Annotated in this window: 30 protein-coding genes and 2 tRNA genes; 5 read left to right on the top strand and 27 right to left on the bottom strand. The window is 46.5% G+C overall.

The window, feature by feature from the left end; translation table 11 throughout:
• The first annotated feature begins 1 nt into the window (after position 1).
• Positions 2-469, top strand: a complete 468-nt coding sequence (locus QVC96_RS03785; protein ID WP_238026691.1) for an RNA-binding protein — start codon at positions 2-4, stop codon at positions 467-469.
• Positions 470-479: 10 nt separating this feature from the next.
• Here QVC96_RS03785 and QVC96_RS03780 read toward each other — a convergent pair whose 3' ends face one another.
• Positions 480-794: a winged helix-turn-helix transcriptional regulator gene (locus QVC96_RS03780; protein WP_238026689.1), complete on the bottom strand. Its 315-nt coding sequence runs from the start codon at positions 792-794 to the stop codon at positions 480-482.
• Positions 795-858: 64 nt separating this feature from the next.
• On the opposite strand from QVC96_RS03780, the gene QVC96_RS03775 reads away from it, so the two are divergent.
• Together QVC96_RS03775 and QVC96_RS03770 are read left to right on the top strand one after the other, a co-directional pair.
• The gene (locus QVC96_RS03775; RefSeq protein ID WP_238026687.1) at positions 859-1,797 is read left to right on the top strand and encodes an ornithine cyclodeaminase family protein; all 939 of its coding nucleotides are present in this window, start codon (positions 859-861) and stop codon (positions 1,795-1,797) included.
• On the top strand, positions 1,782-2,912 hold the full coding sequence (locus tag QVC96_RS03770) for a PLP-dependent aminotransferase family protein (RefSeq protein ID WP_287689940.1): 1,131 nt from the start codon (positions 1,782-1,784) through the stop codon (positions 2,910-2,912). Before QVC96_RS03775 ends, QVC96_RS03770 begins: the two co-directional genes overlap by 16 nt.
• Here the strand turns inward: QVC96_RS03770 and QVC96_RS03765 are convergent.
• The 16 genes from QVC96_RS03765 to QVC96_RS03690 form a co-directional block, all read right to left on the bottom strand.
• Entirely contained in the window at positions 2,909-3,964 is a 1,056-nt protein-coding gene (locus QVC96_RS03765; RefSeq protein WP_287689939.1) for a M24 family metallopeptidase, read from the bottom strand. The genes QVC96_RS03770 and QVC96_RS03765 overlap by 4 nt on opposite strands.
• Positions 3,965-4,018: 54 nt before the next feature.
• Positions 4,019-4,849 carry a transposase gene (locus tag QVC96_RS03760; RefSeq protein ID WP_238026681.1) on the bottom strand — a complete coding sequence of 277 codons (831 nt, stop codon included), beginning with the start codon at positions 4,847-4,849 and terminating at the stop codon, positions 4,019-4,021.
• A 155-nt stretch (positions 4,850-5,004) separates the two neighbouring features.
• Positions 5,005-5,709 carry a glutamine amidotransferase gene (locus tag QVC96_RS03755; protein ID WP_287689938.1) on the bottom strand — a complete coding sequence of 235 codons (705 nt, stop codon included), beginning with the start codon at positions 5,707-5,709 and terminating at the stop codon, positions 5,005-5,007.
• Positions 5,702-6,388: an MBL fold metallo-hydrolase gene (locus QVC96_RS03750; protein ID WP_238026677.1), complete on the bottom strand. Its 687-nt coding sequence runs from the start codon at positions 6,386-6,388 to the stop codon at positions 5,702-5,704. The genes QVC96_RS03755 and QVC96_RS03750 overlap by 8 nt, the downstream gene beginning before the upstream one ends.
• 49 nt (positions 6,389-6,437) lie before the next feature.
• Complete coding sequence (locus tag QVC96_RS03745; protein ID WP_287689937.1) at positions 6,438-7,313, bottom strand: ribokinase; 876 nt, start codon at positions 7,311-7,313, stop codon at positions 6,438-6,440.
• A complete protein-coding gene (gene thiD, locus QVC96_RS03740) occupies positions 7,310-8,521 on the bottom strand; it encodes a bifunctional hydroxymethylpyrimidine kinase/phosphomethylpyrimidine kinase (RefSeq protein WP_238026675.1) in 1,212 nt (403 codons plus the stop codon). Before thiD ends, QVC96_RS03745 begins: the two co-directional genes overlap by 4 nt.
• 143 nt (positions 8,522-8,664) lie before the next feature.
• Positions 8,665-9,852, bottom strand: a complete 1,188-nt coding sequence (locus QVC96_RS03735) for a glycosyltransferase (protein WP_287689936.1) — start codon at positions 9,850-9,852, stop codon at positions 8,665-8,667.
• Between the two features lie 115 nt (positions 9,853-9,967).
• On the bottom strand, positions 9,968-10,219 hold the full coding sequence (locus QVC96_RS03730; protein ID WP_238026743.1) for a hypothetical protein: 252 nt from the start codon (positions 10,217-10,219) through the stop codon (positions 9,968-9,970).
• A 13-nt stretch (positions 10,220-10,232) separates the two neighbouring features.
• Positions 10,233-10,403, bottom strand: a complete 171-nt coding sequence (locus tag QVC96_RS03725) for a hypothetical protein (protein WP_238026673.1) — start codon at positions 10,401-10,403, stop codon at positions 10,233-10,235.
• A 110-nt stretch (positions 10,404-10,513) separates the two neighbouring features.
• The gene (locus QVC96_RS03720; protein ID WP_011921326.1) at positions 10,514-10,843 is read right to left on the bottom strand and encodes a 4Fe-4S dicluster domain-containing protein; all 330 of its coding nucleotides are present in this window, start codon (positions 10,841-10,843) and stop codon (positions 10,514-10,516) included.
• Between the two features lie 122 nt (positions 10,844-10,965).
• Positions 10,966-11,580, bottom strand: a complete 615-nt coding sequence (locus QVC96_RS03715; protein WP_287689935.1) for a trimeric intracellular cation channel family protein — start codon at positions 11,578-11,580, stop codon at positions 10,966-10,968.
• Between the two features lie 25 nt (positions 11,581-11,605).
• Entirely contained in the window at positions 11,606-12,709 is a 1,104-nt protein-coding gene (locus tag QVC96_RS03710; protein WP_287689934.1) for an ABC transporter ATP-binding protein, read from the bottom strand.
• Positions 12,670-13,254 carry a hypothetical protein gene (locus tag QVC96_RS03705; protein WP_287689933.1) on the bottom strand — a complete coding sequence of 195 codons (585 nt, stop codon included), beginning with the start codon at positions 13,252-13,254 and terminating at the stop codon, positions 12,670-12,672. Before QVC96_RS03705 ends, QVC96_RS03710 begins: the two co-directional genes overlap by 40 nt.
• Positions 13,251-13,775 carry a hypothetical protein gene (locus QVC96_RS03700; protein WP_287689932.1) on the bottom strand — a complete coding sequence of 175 codons (525 nt, stop codon included), beginning with the start codon at positions 13,773-13,775 and terminating at the stop codon, positions 13,251-13,253. The genes QVC96_RS03705 and QVC96_RS03700 overlap by 4 nt, the downstream gene beginning before the upstream one ends.
• A 223-nt stretch (positions 13,776-13,998) precedes the next feature.
• A complete protein-coding gene (locus QVC96_RS03695) occupies positions 13,999-14,196 on the bottom strand; it encodes a hypothetical protein (protein WP_287689931.1) in 198 nt (65 codons plus the stop codon).
• 72 nt (positions 14,197-14,268) lie between these two features.
• A tRNA-Lys gene (locus tag QVC96_RS03690) sits at positions 14,269-14,345 on the bottom strand.
• A 178-nt stretch (positions 14,346-14,523) separates the two neighbouring features.
• Here QVC96_RS03690 and QVC96_RS03685 point away from each other — a divergent pair.
• Together QVC96_RS03685 and QVC96_RS03680 are read left to right on the top strand one after the other, a co-directional pair.
• Positions 14,524-14,775 (top strand): AbrB/MazE/SpoVT family DNA-binding domain-containing protein, encoded by a 252-nt coding sequence (locus QVC96_RS03685; RefSeq protein WP_238026663.1) that lies wholly within the window; start codon positions 14,524-14,526, stop codon positions 14,773-14,775.
• Entirely contained in the window at positions 14,753-15,148 is a 396-nt protein-coding gene (locus QVC96_RS03680; RefSeq protein ID WP_287689930.1) for a PIN domain-containing protein, read from the top strand. Before QVC96_RS03685 ends, QVC96_RS03680 begins: the two co-directional genes overlap by 23 nt.
• Positions 15,149-15,533: 385 nt before the next feature.
• Here QVC96_RS03680 and QVC96_RS03675 read toward each other — a convergent pair whose 3' ends face one another.
• The 10 genes from QVC96_RS03675 to lysW/argW form a co-directional block, all read right to left on the bottom strand.
• The gene (locus QVC96_RS03675; protein WP_287689929.1) at positions 15,534-16,946 is read right to left on the bottom strand and encodes a hypothetical protein; all 1,413 of its coding nucleotides are present in this window, start codon (positions 16,944-16,946) and stop codon (positions 15,534-15,536) included.
• Positions 16,947-17,443: 497 nt separating this feature from the next.
• Positions 17,444-17,535 (bottom strand) — tRNA-Lys (locus tag QVC96_RS03670).
• Between the two features lie 388 nt (positions 17,536-17,923).
• Positions 17,924-18,841 carry an NAD-dependent epimerase/dehydratase family protein gene (locus QVC96_RS03665; RefSeq protein WP_238027250.1) on the bottom strand — a complete coding sequence of 306 codons (918 nt, stop codon included), beginning with the start codon at positions 18,839-18,841 and terminating at the stop codon, positions 17,924-17,926.
• 105 nt (positions 18,842-18,946) lie between these two features.
• Entirely contained in the window at positions 18,947-19,240 is a 294-nt protein-coding gene (locus QVC96_RS03660) for a signal recognition particle subunit SRP19/SEC65 family protein (protein WP_287689928.1), read from the bottom strand.
• Positions 19,237-19,623, bottom strand: coding sequence for a 30S ribosomal protein S8e (locus tag QVC96_RS03655; RefSeq protein ID WP_238027244.1), 387 nt, complete (start codon positions 19,621-19,623; stop codon positions 19,237-19,239). The genes QVC96_RS03660 and QVC96_RS03655 overlap by 4 nt, the downstream gene beginning before the upstream one ends.
• Before the next feature lie 38 nt (positions 19,624-19,661).
• Entirely contained in the window at positions 19,662-20,429 is a 768-nt protein-coding gene (gene uppS / locus QVC96_RS03650) for a polyprenyl diphosphate synthase (RefSeq protein WP_287689927.1), read from the bottom strand.
• On the bottom strand, positions 20,414-21,451 hold the full coding sequence (locus QVC96_RS03645; RefSeq protein WP_287689926.1) for an N-acetyl-lysine deacetylase: 1,038 nt from the start codon (positions 21,449-21,451) through the stop codon (positions 20,414-20,416). The genes uppS and QVC96_RS03645 overlap by 16 nt, the downstream gene beginning before the upstream one ends.
• Positions 21,402-22,562, bottom strand: a complete 1,161-nt coding sequence (gene lysJ / locus QVC96_RS03640; RefSeq protein WP_238027241.1) for a [LysW]-aminoadipate semialdehyde/glutamate semialdehyde transaminase — start codon at positions 22,560-22,562, stop codon at positions 21,402-21,404. Before lysJ ends, QVC96_RS03645 begins: the two co-directional genes overlap by 50 nt.
• A complete protein-coding gene (gene lysX, locus QVC96_RS03635) occupies positions 22,559-23,410 on the bottom strand; it encodes a lysine biosynthesis protein LysX (protein WP_238027240.1) in 852 nt (283 codons plus the stop codon). Before lysX ends, lysJ begins: the two co-directional genes overlap by 4 nt.
• The gene (lysW/argW, locus tag QVC96_RS03630) at positions 23,407-23,577 is read right to left on the bottom strand and encodes an alpha-aminoadipate/glutamate carrier protein LysW (protein ID WP_048060222.1); all 171 of its coding nucleotides are present in this window, start codon (positions 23,575-23,577) and stop codon (positions 23,407-23,409) included. Before lysW/argW ends, lysX begins: the two co-directional genes overlap by 4 nt.
• Positions 23,578-23,601 lie beyond the last annotated feature (24 nt).

The raw sequence follows: 23,601 nt of genomic DNA, 5'->3' as shown, positions 1-23,601 counted from the left end.
GTTGCAGAGACATCTCCTTTCTCAAAAGGAGGCCAAGGAGTTTAGGGAGAAGGTAAAGAACCTTTACGGTGTTGAGCTAACCTCAGAAAGAATCGAGATAGGGAAGGAGAAAAGGCAGGTATTTTACTTCGTAGATGATATGCTGAGCTTTTTTGGAGAAAATTTAATTCCAACGTTATGCTTTCTGTTAAAATTTAGGGCAAACCTACCTTGGGTAAAAATAGATGAGGGTGCCGTAAAAGCTGTGGCCAGAGGGGCGGATCTTTACGCCCCGGGCGTTGTGGAATATGCAGAGGACGTGAAACCGGGCTATCTTCTCCTTGTAAAAACCAAGACGGATCAGCCGGTGGCCGTGATGGGTACGGTAGAAGGAGCCATGGAGGCCCTAAAGAATAGAAAGGGGAAGGTTGCATCTGCACTGCACTGGATAGGAGACGATATATGGAATCTTTGTAGATCTAGATCTTAAGAAGGACCACTTATGCTCTGCCTCTCCTCTTTAATTTCTGAAGCTCCTCCCTTAGCTCCTCCATCTGTTTCCTAAGCATGGAGATTTCGCCCTCGTGGATTTCAACAATTTTAGTAATCCTCTCAATGGGGTCCTCTGAAGCTAGGATGAGTCTCACGTTCCCGCTCTCATCCATGGATACGTAACCCAACCTCACAAGTTCCCTGACATATCCCTTAGCAGTCTTAGGTGATACCTTGAGGAAAAGGGCTATCTCTTGGACGTTAATTTCTCCTTTGTTTCTAATAATATTAATAATGTCCTGTAATCTGGGCGTTAACTCCATAAAAAGTATGGTTAAACCGTTCTGTTTTTAAGCAATAGGGCCCCTATCATACTGAGGACCTTCGTTGACGCTGTTAATAAAGGAACAGGAGGTAAATGCTCTCCTGAATTTCAAGGACGCATATGAGGCGTTGAGGGAAGCCTTCATCCTAGAGGATAGCAAAAAGGCTGTGAATACCAAGAGGGTCAGAACGTCGTTTTCCGGATCTACCCTAACCTATCAAGCCGGGGCAATGGAAGGATATATTGGTTTCAAGACATATATGAGGGGAAATTTTGTATCCCTTCTTTTCGCAAACGACGGCGAACTTCTCATGATAGCTGAGGCTGACAGGCTGTCCCTCTTGAGAACTGGCGCGCTGTCTGTGTTGGCCTCAGACGTGATGAAGAAGGATTACTCGTCCGTGGGAATCATTGGGTTGGGTAAACAGGGAATTGCCCAGGTTGAGGCATTTCACCACCTAAAGCCCGGAATAAAGATCCTTGGATACACCAGAACCCAGGAAAGGGAAGCAAGAGCCAAAGAAAAGCTATCCAAGTTGGGGATTAAACTGGAGACTGTCCCCAATCTGAAAGAGCTGGTTTCTAGAGTAGAGGTGGTGGTAACAATAACCACCGCCACTTCTCCCTTCCTAAAACTGGATCACCTCACCGAGAAAGTCCACATAAACGCCATGGGATCCAATCTACCTGAGAGGGTGGAACTTTTCCCTGAGGTAGTTAAGGCATCCACCATGATAGCCGTTGAGGATGAGATGCAGGCCAAAGATGAGGCAGGAGACCTAATTTTGGCTGAGAAGATGGGAATGATGGATTGGAAGAAAGTGGTTACTCTCTCGGAGCTAATTGGTGGAAAGGTCTCGGTGAAACCAGGGTTAACCATTTTCAAGTCTGTGGGAATAGGCCTAGAGGATGTCGCATCCATGAAAAGGCTCTTCCTCAAAGCTAAGGAGAAGGGCGTTGGCACAAACCTGGAGGTTAGGGGAAGATGGTCTCAAGGATAGGAAGGGAAATAGAACTCTCACCAGTGGAGATGGGATCTAGGTTAGGGCGTAATGCTGAGATTAACATGGCCAGTGGATCGCCCGACCCGTCAACCATCCCGGTAAAGGAGATAGAAAGGGCTTACGAAGACGTGTTGAACGAGCTGGGGCCTAAATCTCTTTTCTATCCAGGTGCGGGAGGTCAGCAAGAACTGATAAAACAGGTGGACGATTACCTTCCGGCAATAGGAATTACAAGCAAGGATCCTGTGGTGATTACCAGCGGTGCTCAGCATGCCATAGAGCTTCTCTCCAAATATTTCCTAGAGAACGGAACGGTTATGGTGGAGAACCCTACGTTCGTGGAGACCTTCTCAGCTTTCAGGTTGAGGGCATCTATCACGATACCCGTCAAGGTAGACGGAAAGGGTATCTCCACAGATGAGCTGAACGTTCTGACTAAGATAGTCAGGCCAGATTTGGTATACGTTATTCCTGACTGTCATAACCCTGCGGGAGTAAACATGGCAGAGGAAAGGAGAAAGGAGCTGGTCGAACTAGCAGAGGAAAGAGACTTCTACGTAATTGAGGATGATCCCTATAGACCCATAGCTGGTTGTGTTCCACCTCCATTGAAGAATTATGATAGGAGTGGTAGGGTTATCCACGTCAGCAGTTTCAGTAAAATCCTGGCACCTGGTCTCAGGATAGGTTTCGTCCAAGCTCCCCCAGAAGTTGCGGAGAAGTTGAGTCTCCTGGAGCAACTTGACTTTTCCACTTCAACCCTGAATCAATACGTTGTTTCACGTCTTTTGAGATCGGGATTTATTCTGTCCAGGACCAAATATCTCCCACAGCATTACAGCAAGAAGATGAAGGTGCTCGTGGACTCTTTGACTGACGCTGGAATCCTAGATTTCAACATGCCCAGTTGCGGGTTCTTCCTTCTCCTTGACCTCAAGAGAAATGCCCATAGGGTTCTGGAGGAGGCAGTGAAGCATGGTTTAGCCTTCGTTCCAGCTAAGGACTTCTTCCTGCGAGGTGGGGAGACTATGGCCAGGCTCAGTATCACACTTCCTGATGAGGAACAGATCAAGAGGGGTGTGGAGATATTAAAGAGAATTATCCGTGCCTAAACCAAGTAGATTTCCCTTGATAGTGCAGAGAGGATCCTGATCCTATCCTCCATGACTACCATGTCCTCTATTCTGATTCCAAATTTCTCAGGAATGTAAATTCCAGGCTCTATGGTGAAGACAGAATTCTTAGGTATCACGTTGACGTTATCTGGGGAGATGTAGGGATGCTCATGAACGTCTATACCAATTCCATGTCCGGTTCTGTGGATGAAGTACTTGCCATAACCCCTGTTCTCTATGACATTTCTGGCCCTTTGATCTATCTCCTTCCCTGATAACCCATAGCTGGCCTCCTCGGCTCTTTCCACTGCGTCATTAACTATTTCCCATATTTTCATCACTTCTTCTGATGGCTTACCGATGGTGACAACCCTAGTTGTATCCGTGGAGTAGCCCTTGTACCTGATGCCAAAATCCACTATTATGGGCTCTCCCCTGTGTACCTTCCTCTCTGTGCATCTAAGATGTGGCATAGCCGTATTTGGACCTGAAGTGAGAATAGTGGAAAAGGAGTATGTGACCCCCATCTCCCTGAAAATTCCCTCCAATATCTGGGACAGGTGACATTCGCTCTCTCCCTCTTTTACCCTAGCAATAAACTCCATGAAGGACTGTTCAGCGATCCTAAGTCCTTCTTCCATTATCCCTATTTCCTCGTTGTCCTTTACCGATCTCATTAAGCTCATAATGGGGGAAGCAGGGATCAAGTCGGATGGCGAGAATCTGTTGACCATAGCAATTAGGAATACTGACCAGAGCTGATCATCTATAGCTAGGGATGAACCTTTCCTGATATCCAGAAGGGAATAAGGGTCCTCACCATCCACGTATGTTCTTACTTCAAGATTCAGGTTAGATAGTTGTTGTTCATACATTTTTGGAGCTACCATGTAGTCCTTGTCCCCAAGTATCAAGAGGATAGGCCTCTCCATGGGCTCCTCCGTAAAGCCCGTGAGGTAAAACATATTGCTTCCCGGACCCAGAACCAGATAGTCCGCCTTTCCCTTCAAGAGTTCCTTTACCCTTTGCACCCTGTTCTTATAGTCCATGATAGCATTCGGGACAGCAAGATAAAACGGTTTACCGTATCTGGGGATATTCTGCTAACAGGTGTAGTAGCACTTTAACGCAAGATTGTAGGCCGCATTGAAATCTCTGTCCACCTTATACCCGCACGCTGGACAGACAAATAGGGACCCCATGACTTCACCCTTCTTATAACCACACTGGGAGCACACCTTCGATGTGTTTCTAGGATCCAATCTTCTGAATCGTATACCCTTCTCCAGCAGTTCCCTCTCCAGTTCGTCCTCAATTAGCTTGAGCCCCCTGCCAATCCTCGCGTCGTATAACCTCAAGTCTTCCAGTGCAACCATTTTGGGGCTCAGCTCACTCAGGAAGTCCATTAACTCCTTCAGAGATGCCCTGACTTTTTCCCTTATTTCCCTGACGTAGGAAAGACCCTGAGTTTCGCTCATATATTTTGTGAAGGTTTCCATAATGCTCCCGTTCCCTATATACTTGGTCTTGTATATCTTTCCGTTCTTGGTCACCGCGACGACTGTGAACAGGTGCCTTATCCCTAGGTCAATCCCCACAATTGGGTCCTCTACAGGATATGCCAGAAACACCTTGATGCTGTCAGCAAAGTCCACTATGGCATATAGTGGAGTTCCTGGGAAATCCACGCTTACGGTGGCTCCTACTTTATCCAACTTGTAGATCGGCCCTTCTCCGCTCAATTTCAGCGGGCCTATCCTCGGCTTCGTGTAGATTACGTTCATGTCTTTCAGGCTAGGAGGAGGAGAGGGCTTAGTTTTAACCCCCGTCTTCTCCAGCGTTTTATAATATGACACGTAATATATTATATCACTATGAATTGCTTTTAGCTTACCGTAATCAATTATTTTTGCCTCTACCAGGTGTTCTTTCATAAGAATAATTATTCTTGCACATGTTTATGAACTTAAGCCATTGATCTTCTAGAAAGAATATCTGAATTTTGCTATATTAAATAGTCAAGACTGTTTAGAAACCTAGATCTGCGCTAAACATTCAGGTTTCTGCAGAAAAGAGTACGTGTAGATCATTAGTTTATTCTATAAACTCTGTCGAAGGGTAATTCCTTTCCTTTGCCTCCTAGATAGTAATTCACAGTTGCGGAATATACGTAGGAATCGTGGAAATAAATTCTATAATATTCTTCCGTCTCTCTCATATTATTCCTGTTGTAATAGTAGTAGGCAAAGAGCTCAGGTCCAGATGCCTCACTATAGGACAGAAATGCCGAGTTTAAACTGGTGACGTTTCCCTTCAACCTGTTCATTACTCTTTCATAGGCTTTAGCCGGGTCCATGAGGGAAAGTTCCTCAGCTATTTCCCTTAATATCATGAAACTATCAGTGTAGGGTAATTCAGGGATCTTGAAAGAGGATCTGGATACCGAGCCATTATGAGCGAAGAACAGGTCGTAGGGACCGACCCTAACGTGATAGGGGTGAGCGTGAGAAACCCCTCTAAGAAATTTTTTCAGGGTCTTCCTAGCGTGAATTATTCCAACCAACCTCTCGCCCCTTATGGAGTAAAGAATGGAGAGATTATCATCAGAGTACATGGGCCTTGCAGAGGCATAATGGAATCTGCTCCACTCACCATCCAGTACGTAAATCACGTATCCCCACCCGTCAGGATGGGAATTGCTAGAGAGAACATCTTTCTTGGAGGACTTCAGTAGGGCCCTTATAACCTCACCATCAATTTCTCCCTTCTCAGCAAAGGCCACAAATCTACACATTCAGGGTCAACCCATCTTTAGCGAGGGTAGCCTTACCCCTTATAATGCTTTCCACCTCGCTCTCTATCTGAGCTGGAACGTGAGTCAACACTGGATTCCTGAACGTGGTGATCGCCTCCTTAACGGAAGTATGCCCCCACTCCCTACAGTTCTCCAGGCAACTAGCCTCATGAATAACCAAATCCACTCCTGAAACTTCCCTCAATACAGGCTCGCAAGGTTGCAGAGTATCACCAGAGTAAAGTACTCTCCTTTTTCCATCCGTGATTATGTATGAGACTGCGTATATCTTGTGGCAGGCTTCCACGGAATATATCTCTAGGTCTCCTATCCTTCCTGTAGGAAGTGGGTTCTCCCTAACCTCTGCCGATATATTGTTAGTTCTTTGGTAGACCTTCAACACCTCCGAAAATCCAGGTGGAGAGAACACCTTAAGTTCTGGAACCCTGTCTATTTGTCTCCTAACCAGATGGTCAAATATCCCGGAGAAATGATCTATGTGCAAATGAGTTATGAAAACTGCATCTGGAACTAACTGCATGTCCTCCAGTCTCATGTTAATTCCCGATCCGAAGTCCAGTAAAACCTTTCCTTCATCCCCTTCCACAAGTATCCCAGCCTTGAATCTCCTTGAACCTATTGTGCTTCCACTTCCAGTACCAAGAAACCTAAGTCTCAAGGGTTATACCCTCTCGTCCGCGTCTTCCAGATCGCAGAGGCCTACGCACTTATCTGAGTGAGACTTCCGGGTACTTTTCCTCGATCTCTTCGATTTTTGGTCCAAGTGCTCCATATGTGGTAACCGAAATTGAGGCTATAATATTTGCCTTCTCAACAGCAGTTTCCAAGTCATAGCCTTTCTCTAGGAAAACTGCCAGAGATGCATTGAACACGTCGCCAGCCCCCGTGGTATCCACTGGGTCTACCTTTATGGTGGGTATTCTGACTGACTTATTTTTGGTAAAAATCATGGCACCATTTTCCCCAAGGGTGACCACAATAGCCTGCTTAACCCTCTTTAACAATATCCCTGCGCCATACAACATGTCATCCGAATTACTAATTTCCTTAAACTCCACCTCGTTTGGAGTAAGAATGTCCACATGATTGAGTATCTCCACATCGTTAAGCTCAGCAGGTGCAGGGTTCAAAATCCTTAGTCCGGGGAAGGTTAATAACGCTCTCTTCACCACATCCTCCCTGATCTCGAGCTGTGTAAGTAGAACGTCCCCTTCTAAGCATGCGTCCAAGTCCTCTGGTGTCAACTCGTAGTTTGCTCCACGGTTTACCACTATCATTGTTTCCCCTCCGCCATTGAGCAAGATGTAAGCCGTTCCAGTGGGCGCATTTTTCACCCTTACACAAGACGTGTCCACACCCTCAGTCTTGAGGAAGTTTATGGCGTTTATCCCATTCACATCATTTCCCACAGCGCCGATGAATCTTGTCTTTCCTCCCAGTCTCGATGCAGAGACAGCCTGATTGGAACCCTTTCCGCCATGACCCACTCTTACCTCCTGCGCAAAAACCGTCTCTCCAGGTATGGGAAAACGGGATAGCTTGAATGTCATATCCACATTATAACTACCTACTACCGTTATCAAGCCCTGAGGACCTCCAGCTTCTCAATAATCTCGCTTAAACTATTTCCCACCAAAACAGCTCTCCCATCTATCATTACCAAGTCTCCATATATGCCACTTTCAGAAATCTTCAATTTACCACCCTCGCAAGCTTTCAATATCTCGTTTGTTAATGAGACCGATACGCCCAGTTTCTTTCCGGTGAGCTTCAAGGCCTTATACACCAGGTTGGTATACCAGTTCACCACTATAGGTCCGTCCACTTTAATCCAGTCAATATACCTTATGATACCGCCAGCTAGGGTTGCGAAATCGCCGTATTCCGTGAGTAGGCCAACGTTCATCTTCTCCTCGTGGGATATCATCTTCTTTACAATTTCCTTGTTCCTTTCAAGGAACTCTACAAGCTTCTCCAGATCGTCTCTGGCCTCATTGATCCTGACCACTCTCTCCACAGATGAAAAAGGATCAACTGGCCCGTTCCCGTGACCCATGGAAAGGGAATACCTTATAGCCTCGGTTACAATTTTCTTGGCTTCCCTTAACGCCTCCTTTAGGTCACGGCCCTTACTGAGAAAAGCTGTAATGGAGGCAGAGAACACATCACCGCTCCCGTGAAGGTTATCAGTATTTATAAGCTCCCCACGTAATTCAATTTCATCTCCATCCACAACAGCAAAGTCATATCCTCCGATTGCCTTCCCGCCCTTCACCACCACATTTATCCCCAAAGTCCTGTGGAGATGTATCGCCGTATTCCTTAAGTCCTCCTTGGTTCTTATCCTAAAACCTGTCAATCTTTCAGCCTCATACTTGTTGGGAGTTATTATCAGGGCCTTTCTGGCCAGTCTCATTATGTCCCTCACTACTTCCTCCGTTACTAGAGGATAACCACTCTTGGATATCATGACTGGGTCCAGGACCAAGTTAATTCTGTACTGAGTTACCTTTCTCTCAACAGCCTCCACAATCTTGGTTGAAGCCAGCATTCCAGTCTTGGCAAACCTTACCTGAAAGTCTTCCATTATTGTGTCAAACTGGGATTCAACGAACTCCGGAGGCACATCCAATACCTTGGTAACCCTCGCAGTGTTCTGGGCAGTCAAGCCAGTTATCACAGATACGCCGAACACTCCCAGGCTAGTGAAGGTCTTAAGATCCGCCTGGATACCCGCACCTCCTCCTGAATCGCTTCCAGCTATGGTCATTGCAACAGGTCTTTGCAACATCCCAGGTAAATGTGGACGGAGTTAGAGATATTTCTTTGGATCCTAATGTTTCCAGCAAGGCCTCTCTTTAATATGCGAGGACTTATCAACAATTCATGATTACCCTTAAGCCCCTCCAAAACCCCAGTAAAATTTTTACGACATCACGGTCTTGGGACATCTACTGTGATATTTCCAGACCTCTCAGTCTTGCTCCATCCCTTGGGGGCTCCGGTTAACTCAAGGACAATGGAGACCAAGTGCAGACTTATGGTAAAATTGAGATATAATGCAGATAGAAGTATGTAAATCGTCTCTATCATGTGCCTCCTGGATATCATTATTATCAGGGCGAGGGTCATCATGGATGAGAGTGATACTATGGTCGCAATGAGAATGTGTAACTGATAAGAGTAGATAAAGACCAGTGAGTAATTTGCCAGGCTTAAAACCATGAAGACCGGAGTGCCCACCAACATTGCCGCGTCTATTAACTTCCAAGTCAGCTTGAACTTGGAAATTCTTAAGGTCAGCTCAAAGTTTCCCCTGTACCATCTCAGTCTCTGCCTTACTAGGGAGACAAAGGTGGTCGGCACTTCCCTCCAACTCTGGACGGACGGAGAGTAAACAATCATATAGTTGAGGCTTGTTAACTTGAGGCTGAGATCAAGATCCTCAGTGAGCACATTCTCATTCCACCCTCCAACCCTCTCCAACGCATCTCTTCTCACAAAACTACACGTGCCCTCTAGGGGTACGAAAAGACCTGCCCTAGCTCTACCAGATATGGAGTACTCGCTAAATAACTCCTCTAGTGAAGCTAGTCTAGCCACAATGCTTTCTCTAACATTGATGGGAATCAACCTTCCCTGAACCCCTCCCACTCTGGGATCAGAGGAGAACTTTTGAGCAACATACCCCAGTACGTCAAGCCTTGGTACAGTATCCGCATCGAAGACCCCAATGATTTCTCCTTTAGATAATTTTAATCCATAATTGAGTGCCCTACTCTTTCCGTTTACTACATCTGCCTTCTCGAGGTGAACGCACTTAACGTTACTATACATTTCGGAGAATTTATTACATACACCCAGAGTATTATCTGTGGACCCATCTTCCAATACGATTATCTCATACTTAGATCTGTCGTATTCCTGGTTAAGCAGTCTTTCAAGAAGCCTCCCAAGGACCTTTTCCTCATTCCTGGCTGGTACCAGCAGGGAAAAGGATGGGCCTGACGAAGATTTTGGTTCACTGGATCTCCATGATAGGCCGTAGATGGCAAAGGCGGAATTGTAGACACTCCATATGGATACAATGATACTGAGACCAACAACAATATCATCAAGCATTGAAGATAATTCTCAGGACTCCTAATATATCTTGCCGATGTCCTCAACTTGTTGGAAGTTTCACGTGCTTTCTGAAACAGGGAAGTAAATTTCCATTAACTGAGATAAATTGATATCACTGAATCCTGATCCCGTGCAATTCCTCTACCAATTTTTTCAACTCTACCATGGTTAGGGTCATGTCAATCTTGGCTCTCCTTAACCCATAGTTGCTTCTCCTCTCCATGAGTTTGCCGGCCCCATATATTGCCAGCCCGGTGACCGTGGTTAAATGAAACGGATCATCCAGTCCAAATGCGATGAACTTACCTATTCCCTGCACCACTTTCCCCTTGGGTTCGTAATCACCCAACAGATCTTTCATGATACTGTATTGGAAGCTAGTCTTTAATTAGAATTGGCTGAAAGAGTCTTCTGACCCAACTCCTATTCACTCTTTGGGAATACTCTCTCTGTTGCTTAGCAAGCTTCAAGGCAAGCCTCTTGCTGATCCTGAACCTCCTGTTTCTCCCATTCCAGCCAGTACTATACAGCTTAGATCTGTTACCCAATGATTTGATGTGAAAGGAATACTATATAAGGCTATTCAGAACGTTTCATGAAACTGCTCTTGTCCTACAATTCTTGAGTAAAACCAGGCGCGATTATTCAAGAGAAAAAGTTATGGTGGCTTTACATCTATTGCAGCCACGGGACACACGTTAACGCATGCCATACAGAATATACATGCCTGTTCGTTTACGGGGTCTGCCTTCTTCTCGCTGGCTGGGTGGCCAGGAGTGTCGTACCACTGAAACACGTTCACCGGGCATGCATTTATACATGAACCGTCTGCTAGGCAGAGATCGAAATCCACACCCACTATGGTCCCGTGAATACCCAGCGCCTTTTCCTTAGGAACAGGTGGAGGATCTGCGGGCGCATATACCTTATGGCCAGCATGGTCCCCAGTTACTGGCCTAGAGGTCCTGAAGTTAGGATCTATTCCCATGTGTATCCGCGATCTACTATCTAGCACACTAAAAATAATTTGACCCCGAACATTTACGTGATATCTTCCAGCCAGATGACCCCTATAACACAGCGCTGAGAAGTGGAGATCCTTGGAAGGAGTCAATGGTTCAATCTAATTTTTGGTAATTCCCACTTCCTGAGGAGAGCTATTATCCTCAGTACCGTGACGAATATGAATGTGGAAACCAGCGCGTAGCTTCCACCAAGATAGTAGTAGGACGGATAGAAAAGTAAACCGCCCAGTATTGTGGGAGTCGCATAAAAGTCCCTTTTCAGGATAATAGGGACCTCATTGGAGAGCAGGTCCCTTATCACGCCTCCTCCAACTGCGGTAACAGAGGCAAGTATGGCAACGCCTATTATGTTAAGCCCATGCCCCACAGCTATCTCCGCACCTGTGGCGGTGAATGTGCCGAGCCCTATAGCGTCTGCAATGAGAAGTGCCTTAGATAGATTTTCAATGTATCTATAGAAGAACACGGTCAGTATTGAGCTTATGATTGCCAGTAACGGATATTCCATGACCCTGAGGTTGGTTGGGGGATATACGCCCAAGAGAACGTCCCTTATGATGCCTCCCGCCAGAGCTGTGGAAAATCCCAAAACCAGCACACCCAGCAGATCAAGTCCCTTATCGAAAGCCTTCAAAGATCCGGAGATGGAAAAGGACACTATACCAATCAGGTTCAATGCATAGATGATATCCTGAAGCATTGCCCCTCAATTACGCCTTGAGGATTTAGCTTAAAGAGATTATTTGATCGCAAACGGGAAGAATGTCCCTATCATGGGTTGCCAGGATCAATCCTCTCTTCTCCTCCCTCAACAGCCGAATCATCCTCACAAAGCTCAGGAGTCCATCTCCATCCATGGCCGTAGTGGGCTCGTCCAGGCCTATAACCCTATAACCCGAGGCGTAGGCTGAGGCTAATAATACCCTCATCTTCTGCCCCAAACTGAGCGTGAAGGGGCTACGATCTCTCAGCTCCTTAATATCAAACAGAGATAGGGCCTGTTCGCTCCCAACCTCTTCCTCAACTGTTTCGCGGAAGAATTGCAGGTCAAGATTCTGAAAGACAGAATATATCTTCCTGGAAAGTCTCTTGAGGATAGTGGTTTTCCCTGCACCGTTTCTGCCCACCAAACATACAACTTCTCCCTCCCTTACCCTTATTCTAGGCCCCACCTGCACGTCCAGAAGCTCAGAGCCCGGTGAACCCCTTTCCGGGTCCAGCTTGAATCCCCTGAGTCCATTCTTTCTTAAGAATTCCTCATCCTCTAACTTATCCTTATCTATCTCCCTGACCTCGTTAGACAGGAGATAGATCCGCTCTACCAGGCTAGAAAGGTACCTGGTTCTATGTTCTGAGATGAGACTACCCTTGGGAATTAAGCTCAGCACCAGTTTGATCCCCTCTTCATCCAAGTTCGAGAGCGGTTCGTCAATTAACAGGTACTCGGGAGAGTAGGAAAGCACAGAGGAGATAACGAACCGCTTCTTGTAACCGTCAGACAACTTAAAAAAATCCTTGGAGAAGTAGGGGCCCATCAGTCTTCTCCCTATCTCGAAATCTACCCTATGAAAGTGAGACATAACCCTGAGTTCCTCCTCAAGGGTACTGGCCAGTATCTGAGAGCTCGGCTCCTGGAATATCGCAGAAACTACTGAGTAATCCCTGCTCTCACAGAAGTCCGCGTTATCCAGGAAAATGTTGTGCTTCTGACATAGAATTGAGTTGATCAGAGTAGTCTTTCCACTCCCATTTCTTCCCACGAGCCCTACTATCTCGTCCCTGTCGAGCTCTACTTTACCGGGAAGATAGGGATGAGCAATGACAAGCAAATTGACACTACCCCTGCAGTTATAGGTAAGAAGTCCCATCTGGATGGCTTGAACTCTACTCTTCTCGAGAACTTCCCGTACAGCTTTATCTCGTAGGCCCTGTTAAGATCCTCGGCTATCTTTACCATCTCCACCACTATTGGCCTCGATAGTTCCTCCACGTTAAAGCGCAATTTCCTTGCCCTTCTATAGAAGAACACATCCGATGCTAACTCGTAAAATAGGGGAATGTAACTTAACGTCACCACGAACGGTACGCCCTTTTCACCCAGCAGGCCTAACAGGGAGACCCTATCCAGAAACTCGGAGAGAGAAAGGAAGAGGTTTATGAAGGTGAACGCTCTCATAACATACGTAAAAATCGCAGGGTCAAAGCGGGACGTTATCAGGTAAGACACGAGGAGAGCGACAGCCTCCAGCACAAGAAATCTGAATTGCCTGTACGTTAATCCCAGGGAGATCAGGAGGCTCCAGATGGGAACTATGTAGGAAGCCACGACGATGCAGGAGGCGTAAAATAGGCCATACCATACCTTCCATTTCACTTTATCACACCTGACTTGATCAGGAATCTCCCTATATTGTTGGATATGATTCCCATGACAGCGCTTTCTCCAAAGTAAAGTAGACTAAAGACCAGGGTCAAAAGTGGTAAGTCGTGGATATTTGGTATTCCAAGGAAAATGAACCCAAAGATTACGCTCAAAACTCCGGCTAATCCTCCCGCTAAAGTAGTGTTAATCATTACTGCCCTAAACCCTCTGTAACCCACTTTCCTGGATACGACCTCAACGACCAGCCCCACAACCAAGAACGTCGCACTTAGGAAAAGGAGAAAAAATACGCCATATAGGATGGCACTTATAAGACCAACGAGAAGTGGGCCGTTCTTCTGATTAATAAGCTGTATTCCCACTGAGATGATTATGAGAGGAATTGTAAGGGTAAGAATGGGGTCAAGAAAGACGCTGAGGACATAGAGGGAGAGGGAGAGGCTCATGACTGCTGCCACACCAAAAGAAGCTACCGAGAAAATCGAGGAGTAAATTAGTAGTCTTCTATCCATGAGATACTATTACCTAGAAGACGGTAAAAGTTTAAGCTATAGGGGTCCCCGGATTATGACTCTGGCCAGATTGTATCTTCGACTTAAGTGAATCCTCGAACCGTTCTCCGTAGGAAGATAGGTTAGTACTTTGTGTAAGTTTTTATCCGGTGCTCTCTGAATGATGCCCATACCAGAAGGTAAAAATCAATCAAAACTACTAATGTACACCCTGTCAGGGTCGTTATCCCCATCCTGAGAGAGGAAGCTGTGGTGGAGTAAACCTCATACCTCTACTGCTCTTCCGCCCGTAAAGGGAGAAGTAAGCCCTCAACCCCTGCTGGAGGCACTCCTCCTGCTTCACGTTGAGGCTTATCTCCAGCCCTATCACGGGTCCCAGGGCGGGTCCCAGCCCTGAAATTGATCCAACAACCTGAGCCATACTCATTCCCCCATCAATAAATATATCCCCATTGGACTTGAAGAAGGTATTATCATGCAAAAGATAAGGGTGTGGCGGGCCCGCCGGGATTCGGACCCGGGACCTACGGGTTAAAAGCCCGCCGCTCTACCTAGCTGAGCTACGGGCCCCGTCATAAATGAAAAACTCCACGATATAAATTTTTGGAACTCAGTTCATGATGTGTCACACCTTATCCCGATGGCCAAGGTCATCTTAACGGTATGAGCCCATTAACGCAGTAAATACTGAACTCTCATGAACAGCACTCTCAGATATCCTTATTTGGATTATAGTCTAGATTATCCTATGGAGAAATATAAGGTCAGAGTCGGAAAGAAAGGGGAGCTGTATCTTCCAAAGGCTCTTAGGCAGAAAACAAGGATTAAAGCTGATTCTGAGGTGGAAGTTCGGATCGAGGGCGATAAAATAATAATAAATGTCATTCCTTCCCTGGAGGATCTTCTCGCCAAGAAAAAGACAGTGAAGCTGTCCCCGCAGGAATTCGAGGAAATAAGCGAGGAAATTCAGCGTGAAATTGAAGGGCAGAATACTACTTGATACCTCATTCCTCTTACCTTTGTTTAACGTTGACATCAAAATCGAGGATTTCAATGAGCTTTTCCCCAAGTTGATCAGGCAATTCGAGGTAAGTTATAGTCCGCTGTCTCTGGTTGAGGCCAAGTGGGTATTTTTAAGGCTCAAAAGAAGGGGAATCAAATACCAGTTAGAAGACTATATCGATGGACTGAAATATATATTGAACAGCCAAGATTTACACCATGTAGATGTGACCACGCCGGAGATTGAGGAGGCAGCTGATAAATATATTGAAACCATCACCGATTATTTCGATAGAATGCTTTACGCCTCCAGTCTGGTATATGGGATGAATCTCTTGACCATGGATAACACTCCTCCTGGGACTGGATAATGCAGTAAGCTGGGATAGGGTTAGAAGGATGGTTAAGTAGTCGCGAATCGTCATCAATTAAGAGATTAGCCATGAGAAATTCAGAGATTATTGTCCATGAATAGAAGTAATAAGAAATTAATGCGAGATTGATTAAAATTTCTTAATGAATTGCATTCTAGTCTCATCGTTTTATTCGATACAGACTTAATTGGGTGAACATGGCTGGGTCATAGAGGGTTTATGGATATATTATCCCATTCATATCAAAACCCATTGAAAACTGTTCTGGATAATAGCCCACGCAATCTGAAAGCTGTAGGAGATGTGTTCAGGCTGGCCATAGGACGTCGGGGGTCTCCAGCCTATGTGCTCAACGCTCAGGCCCTTAGATACATTAGCGATGTCAATACTGCTCGTATGTGGAGGCGCAGTCGTTAACCATCTCGGCGAGATCGTCATAGGAGTAGTCGGGGTGATCCTGGATGGCCTCGGAGGCGCAGTTCTCCACCCTGAGCTTGCGCTCGTACCACTCCCTGTAGAGCAACCTGTCCGTGATTGGGGGAGGATTTCCGGAGAGCTCCTGGACAAGCCTGCTGTAGGTGGTCTGGAGCTCCTGGGCTATCTCCCTGGCCGAGGCCAGGGCCTGCTCGTAGGACTGGTCCATCCAGTCAACAAGGGTTGCAGCGGCGAGGGAGATGAAGGGGGCGAAGCCCAGCTCGGAGAGGGCCCTCCTGAAGCGGTTCCTGGCGTCCAGGAGAGCCAGGAGTTCCTGCTCGAGGCCCAGGTCTCTTGCCCAGGTCATGACGCCCGAGGAGGTGAAGGGAGGTGGTGTCACGGCGCTGATGGCGACAACCTCGAGTCCCTGAAGGGAGATCCTCTCGTACCCTGAGACGAGACCCGCAATCCCGAAACCTGAGCACGAGTTACCGCACGCAAGCGAGGTGAGGATTGGGGAGCCCACGTCCGCCCCTCCTATCCTTATAAAGTCAGAGATATTGTGCTGGCATATCTCTCTTGGCAGGATCTGCTCACATATGGCCTTGACCTCCTGGCTCATCCCGTTCAACGTGAAGAAGGGGAAGCGGGTGTTGGCCACTGGGAGACCACCGATCTGCAGAGGTCTTCCAGGAGAAGCCCCTATTCCCTCGTAAATGAAGGGGTAAGCATCTGAGACCATCCTCATTATATTTTCAGTGTTCTTAGACATCGAATAATTTCCTTTGCTATCCCTATATACTAACTCGATACTCATCGAAGCCATCCTTAGTCGCAATGCGTTACTCATCATTCCCATGAAGATTGCCTGGTAACTCGAAAGCGCGTTCCACACGGGTCCCAGGATACCGCCACAGTCCCTGAACTGGGCCGGGTTGTACCACGTTGGGGGAACCTTCAACTTCTCCATGGGGAAAACCCCAATCCCCGCCTGGGCGAACCTGTCCAGGATTCCCACCCTGATCTTCCCGTAGGAGGTGGCCTTGCTCCCTCCCTGGTACGTGATGATCGTCCCGTTGGTCCAGTAGGGAGATACCCCGCCCACGTAGTACCACTCCCCCGTGTCCTCCGTCCTGAAGAGTATGCCCTGCCTGTACACCCTGTCCGGGTCGCTGTCAGCCTCCACCCTCAACCTCTGGGAGGTAGCAATAGCAGGGTAAACCTCGTACCTCCTGGGGTCTCCTCCCTGGTAAAGGGAGAAGTAGCTCCTCAACCCCTGCTGGAGGCACTCCTCCTGCTTCACGTTGAGGCTTATCTCCAGCCCTATCACAGGGCCCAGGGCGGGTCCCAGCCCTGAAATTGATCCAACAACCTGAGCCATATACATCTCTCTGTTAAGAATATATATTGTTATCTTCTGAGTCTAGGGTATTATCTCCCTGCGGATTCCCTTGAACAGGTGCTGTAAGTAGGGGTTATGGAGCTCAGGAGATTCTCGGGTCATTGCCATCAGTTCAACGATATAGTGCTTGAATTTAGATGAGTTCAGGTATAAAAATATGAATAGAAACTTTCAGAGAGTGATAATGAAGCAAGCTAACCTCACCCGCCTCCCTCCATGTTCTCTATCTACTCACAGGGTTTACCATCCAGTGAAGAAACATGAGGTCAAACGCTACGTGTACCAGCTTTTAAAGTCGGTACGAGATTCGTACCACAATTAAGATCATGATATGACGTCATGTTCCCCTAAAGGATTAATGGAAAATAGTAGATCTGTTTCGGTGATTCGCCTAGACTCACCAATTACAGTTAGCAAAAGAAACCTTTATCATCCAAAACCTCAATCATCCAGCGCATAAAAGTTCAGCATAAATGTGGCGGGCTCGCCGGGATTCGAACCCGGGACCTACGGGTACCTCCCGTTGTGGTTAAGAGCCCGTCGCTCTACCTGGCTAAGCTACGAGCCCAGGGTAAAGCTAAGCAAAATAGTTCGAGTGAATATTTAAAGTAAACGAGTCATACCTTGCCCATCTATACTAGTCTCAGAAATCCGTTTAGGGACCCAAGTTACAGCGCGACACATGATTAACCTATCACGAGGTTTACAACCCATTTCACCAGTTGTCCAATTAAAACAGTCTCGCCAGCTACTCCTCATTCTCCGGCAACGTCATCATTATGATCCCCGTGTACGCTATATACCCAAATACTATCAAAATGACCAAAAATTCTATAAAATGTATGACTACTGGAGGTATTTTCTGAAGTATCTGGAACCTGTATCCTAAAAACAATGCCATAAACGAAAAACCGATAACGAAGATGGAAAAGATGGCCATTAGGGCCCCAAGTAGCCTAAACCCTTGCATAGCCCAACAACCTTAACGCCTCCCTTGTGGCCACCCTGATCACTTCTCTGGAAGGTAGGGTAGGCTTCCAGCCCAAGGACTTAATTTTGGAAATATCCAGCAACATTAATCTTACGTCTCCCTTCCAACCCCTTCCGTCCTCAGCATCGCGATAAACGTGAGCTGGCTTAAGCCCCATCTCCTGTTCCACAATGTTGGCTATCTCATCAACGGTTATCCAGTCCTCGTTACCCACATTGAAGTAGTCATATCCTTGCTTATGCTTTGTCCTGAGAAGTAGTACTGCCTGGATCAAATCGCTGATATGCAGGTAACTTTTACGCTGTTTACCGTTCCCTAAAATTTCGAGGGTGGTGGGATTTTTGAGTAACTTCTTTATGAAATCTATAACCACACCGTGGGATACCCTCCCGCCAGTTATATTGGCCAGCCTTAGAGACAGAGCCGTTATCCCGTAATTCCTTGAGTAGAATTTCACCATCTCTTCTCCCATTAACTTGAAGAGACCGTAGTTGGAGATTGGACTTGTCTCCTCATTTTCAGGAGTGGGCGTTCTGGCCTCTCCATATACCGTGGACGAGGAGAAGAACATGAAAAATTTACAATCAGACTTTCTGGCTATCTCCAGAGCATTAAGGGTGGCCTTCACGTCTCTCTCAAAGTGCTCCTCAATATTTTCCATAGATGTCCTCACGTCAGGATTGGCCGCCAGATGATACATGGTCTCGCAACCCTCAAGCCTGGGAGAATCAAAGCGGAGATCCACTCTCTGGAACCTTGCCTTGGTATTTAGATAGTTACCATTCGAAAGATCGTCTAAAACGAGAACTTCGTTTCCCCGTTCCAACAAGGCATCAACAAGGTGTCCTCCTATGTACCCAGCTCCTCCAGTGACGATCGAAATCATCCTGTTTTCTAAAAGTGTCATAGGTTAAATAGTGACCTATACCCTTTTCTGAATAAGACGGGTTCTTTGTACAAAGAATACCTCCGCCCACAAGAAGATAATTCAAGGGGCCTTATGACTGGAGGATTGAGTTATTTGCTTAAGCCTTTCGTAAACCATTTTTTCAATTTTCTCCTTTGAACCTACTTTCTTCACGGCGACCAATCCCTTGACCTTACTGCCTGGATGCTCCTTTTCCATGACAACCGGATCTAGGTTCAATGCCTTACATGAGTCCAGAAGCTCCTTCAGTGTTACCTTCAACCTGGGAAATCTTCTGCCCTTCCTCCTACTGGGAGCTACAAAATAGGCCAGCCAGATAACCACTCTCTCTTTTTCAAAATCCCTTAAGCTCATTGTTGCATCAGTATGGCATTTATAACTCCTTGCTGCCCGGGCCTGGAGGTGACCAGGGCTTTTCCAATCTCAGTCCTTATTATGGACCCCTTTACTATTATGCCTCTTCTGGCATACTCCCTATTTGCGGGGCTTTCAATCACCTCGAGAATCTTTGCCTTCTTAGCGGAACCATCGCTCAGATTTATCACGTTGGCGTAGGCAGCATAGGTAAGTCTGACCTTAACGTTTCCCCCAAGTACCCTTGTCTTCTCCCTTACATCCTCAGAATATACCTTAGTCTCTGTGGGCTGGCTGCCTATCTCAAACTTCCTTTTTCCCCTAGACCTGTTCTTCTTTCCACCCGTTATTTTCCTTAAGTCCCTACCTTGATATACACCCATTAGCGTTCAGAAAAACATTGATATGAGGATTAAAAAGGTTAAGCTCCAAACCTTCTTACTCGTCTCTGGTAAGCCCTTATGGCTCTCCAAAGGTCGATCCTCCTGAAATCCGGCCAATATGCCTCACAGAAAAATAGTTCAGAATAGGCAAGATGCCACAGGAGGAAGTTGCTTATTCTCATTTCACCTGAAGTTCTGATGACCAGGTCGATGTCACTGAGTTCTTCGTCATAGAAATACTTTCTAAACTCCTCTTCTGTTATGTTGGCCAGATCCCTCTTGTTGGTATCTCTCATCATGCGAGAGACCGCATCAAGTATTTCCTGTCTTCCACCATAACAGATGGCCAAGGTGAGCTTTCTCTCTGAGTAGTTAGCTGACCTCTCCATCACCTTTTTTACAGTATCCCGCAGTTCATCGCTTACCATTTCTAGCTTACCTATTGCCCTAACCTTGATCCTGTACTTGTCCACGAAGTTCTCTGTGACCATCTCCTCAACTCCCCTCTTTATATAACCCATGATGAGGTCCAGTTCAGTTCTGGTCCTTTTGGTACAGTTTTCGGTGGAAAGAGCAAATACGGTAACGTTTTTCACTCCCAGATCCAGGAGCCAGATCAATACACTTCTAAGTTTCTTGTATCCCATGAGGTAGGCCTCATTGATGGAGGAGTTGTTGTTCCTTGCCCACCTTCTATTACCATCTGGAATAATACCAACGTGATTGGGTATAGGCCCCTTCCTAATCTCCCTCCACAGTATCTGCTCGTAAATAGGATAGAGGGGTTTCATTAGTGTTTTAAGCATAACTCTTCTAGTGCGTTCACATAAGTGAGTGTAGCTATATATATTTCATCGAGAGTAATTCTTTCAAACTCGGTATGCTCCAGCCTTGAATCTCCAGGTCCGTATGTTGCGATGCTTGGAGTAATAGAGTAAAGTAAGTTCATATCGCTAGTCCCTCCCTTTCTAACCAACGAGGGTTTCAAACCCTGCTGAAGCAGACCCCTCATTAGAGCCTTGACCGCAGGCGTTGAGGGGCCAACTTTTACGGGAGGGATATGTTCGCTCACGCTCAGGTTACATCCCTCAAACTTCTCAGATATTTTGGATAATATATCCTTGTCAGTAATCCCATACGGATATCTCACGTCAAAATGAACGTAAAAGTCGCCTGGGGTAACGTTGGGAGAATTACCGCTCTTAATTATTGTTGGGACTATACTCGGTGACGAGTACTGGGATGGAAGTTGCGAAGTTTCCAGGATTGCGGGAAGATACTTGAGAATTACGTTCTCGGTAGCTGAGGATGAGTGCTCTGGCTTCCCATCACAGTTAACGTTAACCCTTAACAGCCCTCTGTACTCCACTGCAATATGTGTGGTATTGGTGGGTTCGCCCACAATGATATGTGAAAACCTCTTCCCTGAGGAAATTAGTTCCCTTGCCCCAGCGCTCCTATTTTCCTCGTCCGAGAGCGCACCTACCTGAACCTTGCACCCCCTCTCATTCATTATCCAAGACGCTAATATCATAGAGGCCAAGGGACCTTTGGCGTCAACAGCGCCTCTACCCCTTATCTCCACGTCGGATATTTTGGGTGGTATGTAACCTGAAACTGTATCCATGTGAGATGCTAGCAATACTTCCCCATCCCCAAGGAAAAAGGAATTTGTGGAGGTGACGTGTAAAGTTAGGTTAAACTCCTCCGCTATACTTTCAAAAACCTCGCTTGCCTGTCCCTCCTGACCCGAAGGCGTGTAAACGCTCAACAGCTGCTCAAGAAGTCTTCTTGCCTTCTGTTTCAGCAACTCCTTTTCTGGTTGCATCCACAGCCAACTCCATGTCCTGATTGTTTATCATGTATGGCGATAGGAACCTTATGGTTGAGACTCCAGCCTTAAGTGAAAGCACGCCGTTATCTTGCAACACCTTGATTGCAGTACCTGGATTGAGCCTCAGATCCACTCCTATCATTAATCCCAGTCCCCTCACCTCTCTGACCGACCTGAAGTCTACAAGTGCTTCCCTAAGCATTTTCATGAAAGTCTCTCCCTTAACCTTAGCCTGTTCAGGTACCCTATCTTCCTTGAGCACCTTAGATGCTGCTGTCACAGCGGCCGCTGCCATGGGATTACCCCCATAAGTGGTTCCGTGATCTCCCTCGCCCAGTTTCTCCGCTATTGAATCTGGAACAAAGACTGCGCTAACTGGAAATCCGCCACCTATGGCCTTTCCTGCGGTCAGAATGTCGGGCCTGATTCCGTAATGCTGGTATGCCCACACCCTCCCTGTTCTCCCGAAACCTGCCTGTACCTCATCTGAGACAAGAAGTATCCCCCTCCTCTCGGTTTCCTCCCTCAGTGCCTTCACGAATTCCGGTTTAGCTGGTACCACACCTCCCTCTCCTTGTACAGGCTCTAGGATCACGGCAGCCACACTGTCATCAAGTTTCTTTAGTTCTTCTATCTGATTGAACTCTAGAAATTCAATGGGAGATATAAGAGGCTCAAAGGGTTCCCTGTACTTCTTATTCCATGTAATCGAAAGGGAACCCATGGTCCTTCCATGAAAGGAGTTCTTGAATGCTACGAATTTCTTTCTGCCAGTTATCTTTCTTGCAATCTTCATGGAAAGTTCCACTGCCTCGGTCCCGCTATTGAGCAGGAATATGTTATCCATCCCTTCAGGTTTCAAATCATCCATCTCCCTCAACATCTCATCCCTTATGTCGACATCGAAGGCGGTTGTGAGAGTTACAATGGTATCCAGTTGCCTCTTTAGGTATTCCACCACCTTGGGATTCCTGTGACCCAAGAAAGCTACGCCGTGTCCGGCATGAAGATCTAGATATCTTTTTCCCTTATCATCCCAAACGTACTGGTTCTCACCCTTGACAATCCTTAGACCCCTACTCCCGTAAAACGTGATTAATTTCATTTCTTTATAACCTCCGTGAGCTTGTTTAAAAGGAAACCACTAACATTGAATTGATTCACCCTCACCGTGTTCTTATATTCCGGGACTCCGTTCACCTCACCCACCAGATATCCTCTTTCCTTATCTTCAAAGACATCTATTCCAAGAAAGAACCCACCAATTACTTCCTTGACCTTAAGTGCTAGTTCCCTCAATTCCTCATCTATCTTCAGTGGCTTGGCCACTGCGCCCAATGCAGTGTTGGTCTTCCAGTTCTTGGAGTTCTCCCTGTATATGCCCACAGGTGCCTCATCCCCAATTACGAAAATCCTTATATCACGATCTGGCTTATTTACATACTCCTGTACGTAAAAAATTGTCTTGTACTGAAGTGTCGTGAATTCCTGATACTCTATGAGACTGCGAAGCGTATCCTCGTCCTGAGCTCTTGCTACCATTCTCCCCCAACTTCCCTCTATGGGCTTTATGACCACAGGGTAACCCAGCTTCCCCGCTATCTCCAGTGCCCTTTCTCTGGAGAAAGCTATGGCAGTCCTCGGGACCGGAACTCCCCTGCTCCTCAACAGAAACGTGGTGAGGAGTTTGTTCTCGCATCTATTCAGGGTTAGGGAATCGTTAAACACCTTAAATCCATAGGTCTCAAACAGCATAGAGGTTGCTGAAGCCCTACTATGACTGGTATTTCTCTGAATGATCGCCTCTATCTCCTGATAACTGGCATCCTCGCTCGATAAAAATGTTATATCCTTGGTAAAAAGTGGTATTACCTTATTACCAGATTTCTTCGCCTCATCAATTAGATTCCTCTCTTCCCACCTAAGGAGATCATAGGATACTCCTAGTATCACTCTCCCCAGTCCTCTCCAATTTGTTCCGCTAACCTCAAAGATAGTCTTCCGTGATCACTGTACACCTCTAGCTGGGCACCGCAGTCGTGCTCAACAATTTCCCCAGGTAGGGCATTATCGTCTACCTGAACTTCTCCGCCACAGACAGGACATTTTAGCGAAACCATTATAGATCGAATCAACATCTATAG

It is taken from the genome of Metallosphaera javensis (ex Sakai et al. 2022) (genome assembly GCA_021654415.1).
GTDB lineage: Archaea > Thermoproteota > Thermoprotei_A > Sulfolobales > Sulfolobaceae > Metallosphaera > Metallosphaera javensis.
Note: the sequence above shows the minus strand (reverse complement) of the source record. Positions and strands in the feature narration are given on the sequence as shown.

Excerpts from the sequence above, each read along its gene's own strand:
- QVC96_RS03780 (WP_238026689.1), bottom strand. The coding sequence starts at position 794 with ATGGAGTTAACGCCCAGATTACAGGACATTATTAATATTATTAGAAAC.
- QVC96_RS03770 (WP_287689940.1), top strand. The coding sequence starts at position 1,782 with ATGGTCTCAAGGATAGGAAGGGAAATAGAACTCTCACCAGTGGAGATG.
- QVC96_RS03765 (WP_287689939.1), bottom strand. The coding sequence starts at position 3,964 with ATGGACTATAAGAACAGGGTGCAAAGGGTAAAGGAACTCTTGAAGGGA.
- QVC96_RS03760 (WP_238026681.1), bottom strand. The coding sequence starts at position 4,849 with ATGAAAGAACACCTGGTAGAGGCAAAAATAATTGATTACGGTAAGCTA.
- QVC96_RS03755 (WP_287689938.1), bottom strand. The coding sequence starts at position 5,709 with ATGTGTAGATTTGTGGCCTTTGCTGAGAAGGGAGAAATTGATGGTGAG.
- thiD (WP_238026675.1), bottom strand. The coding sequence starts at position 8,521 with ATGTTGCAAAGACCTGTTGCAATGACCATAGCTGGAAGCGATTCAGGA.
- QVC96_RS03735 (WP_287689936.1), bottom strand. The coding sequence starts at position 9,852 with ATGCTTGATGATATTGTTGTTGGTCTCAGTATCATTGTATCCATATGG.
- QVC96_RS03720 (WP_011921326.1), bottom strand. The coding sequence starts at position 10,843 with ATGGGAATAGATCCTAACTTCAGGACCTCTAGGCCAGTAACTGGGGAC.
- QVC96_RS03715 (WP_287689935.1), bottom strand. The coding sequence starts at position 11,580 with ATGCTTCAGGATATCATCTATGCATTGAACCTGATTGGTATAGTGTCC.
- QVC96_RS03700 (WP_287689932.1), bottom strand. The coding sequence starts at position 13,775 with ATGGATAGAAGACTACTAATTTACTCCTCGATTTTCTCGGTAGCTTCT.
- QVC96_RS03695 (WP_287689931.1), bottom strand. The coding sequence starts at position 14,196 with ATGGCTCAGGTTGTTGGATCAATTTCAGGGCTGGGACCCGCCCTGGGA.
- QVC96_RS03685 (WP_238026663.1), top strand. The coding sequence starts at position 14,524 with ATGGAGAAATATAAGGTCAGAGTCGGAAAGAAAGGGGAGCTGTATCTT.
- QVC96_RS03675 (WP_287689929.1), bottom strand. The coding sequence starts at position 16,946 with ATGGCTCAGGTTGTTGGATCAATTTCAGGGCTGGGACCCGCCCTGGGC.
- QVC96_RS03660 (WP_287689928.1), bottom strand. The coding sequence starts at position 19,240 with ATGAGCTTAAGGGATTTTGAAAAAGAGAGAGTGGTTATCTGGCTGGCC.
- QVC96_RS03655 (WP_238027244.1), bottom strand. The coding sequence starts at position 19,623 with ATGGGTGTATATCAAGGTAGGGACTTAAGGAAAATAACGGGTGGAAAG.
- uppS (WP_287689927.1), bottom strand. The coding sequence starts at position 20,429 with ATGCTTAAAACACTAATGAAACCCCTCTATCCTATTTACGAGCAGATA.
- QVC96_RS03645 (WP_287689926.1), bottom strand. The coding sequence starts at position 21,451 with ATGCAACCAGAAAAGGAGTTGCTGAAACAGAAGGCAAGAAGACTTCTT.
- lysJ (WP_238027241.1), bottom strand. The coding sequence starts at position 22,562 with ATGAAATTAATCACGTTTTACGGGAGTAGGGGTCTAAGGATTGTCAAG.
- lysW/argW (WP_048060222.1), bottom strand. The coding sequence starts at position 23,577 with ATGGTTTCGCTAAAATGTCCTGTCTGTGGCGGAGAAGTTCAGGTAGAC.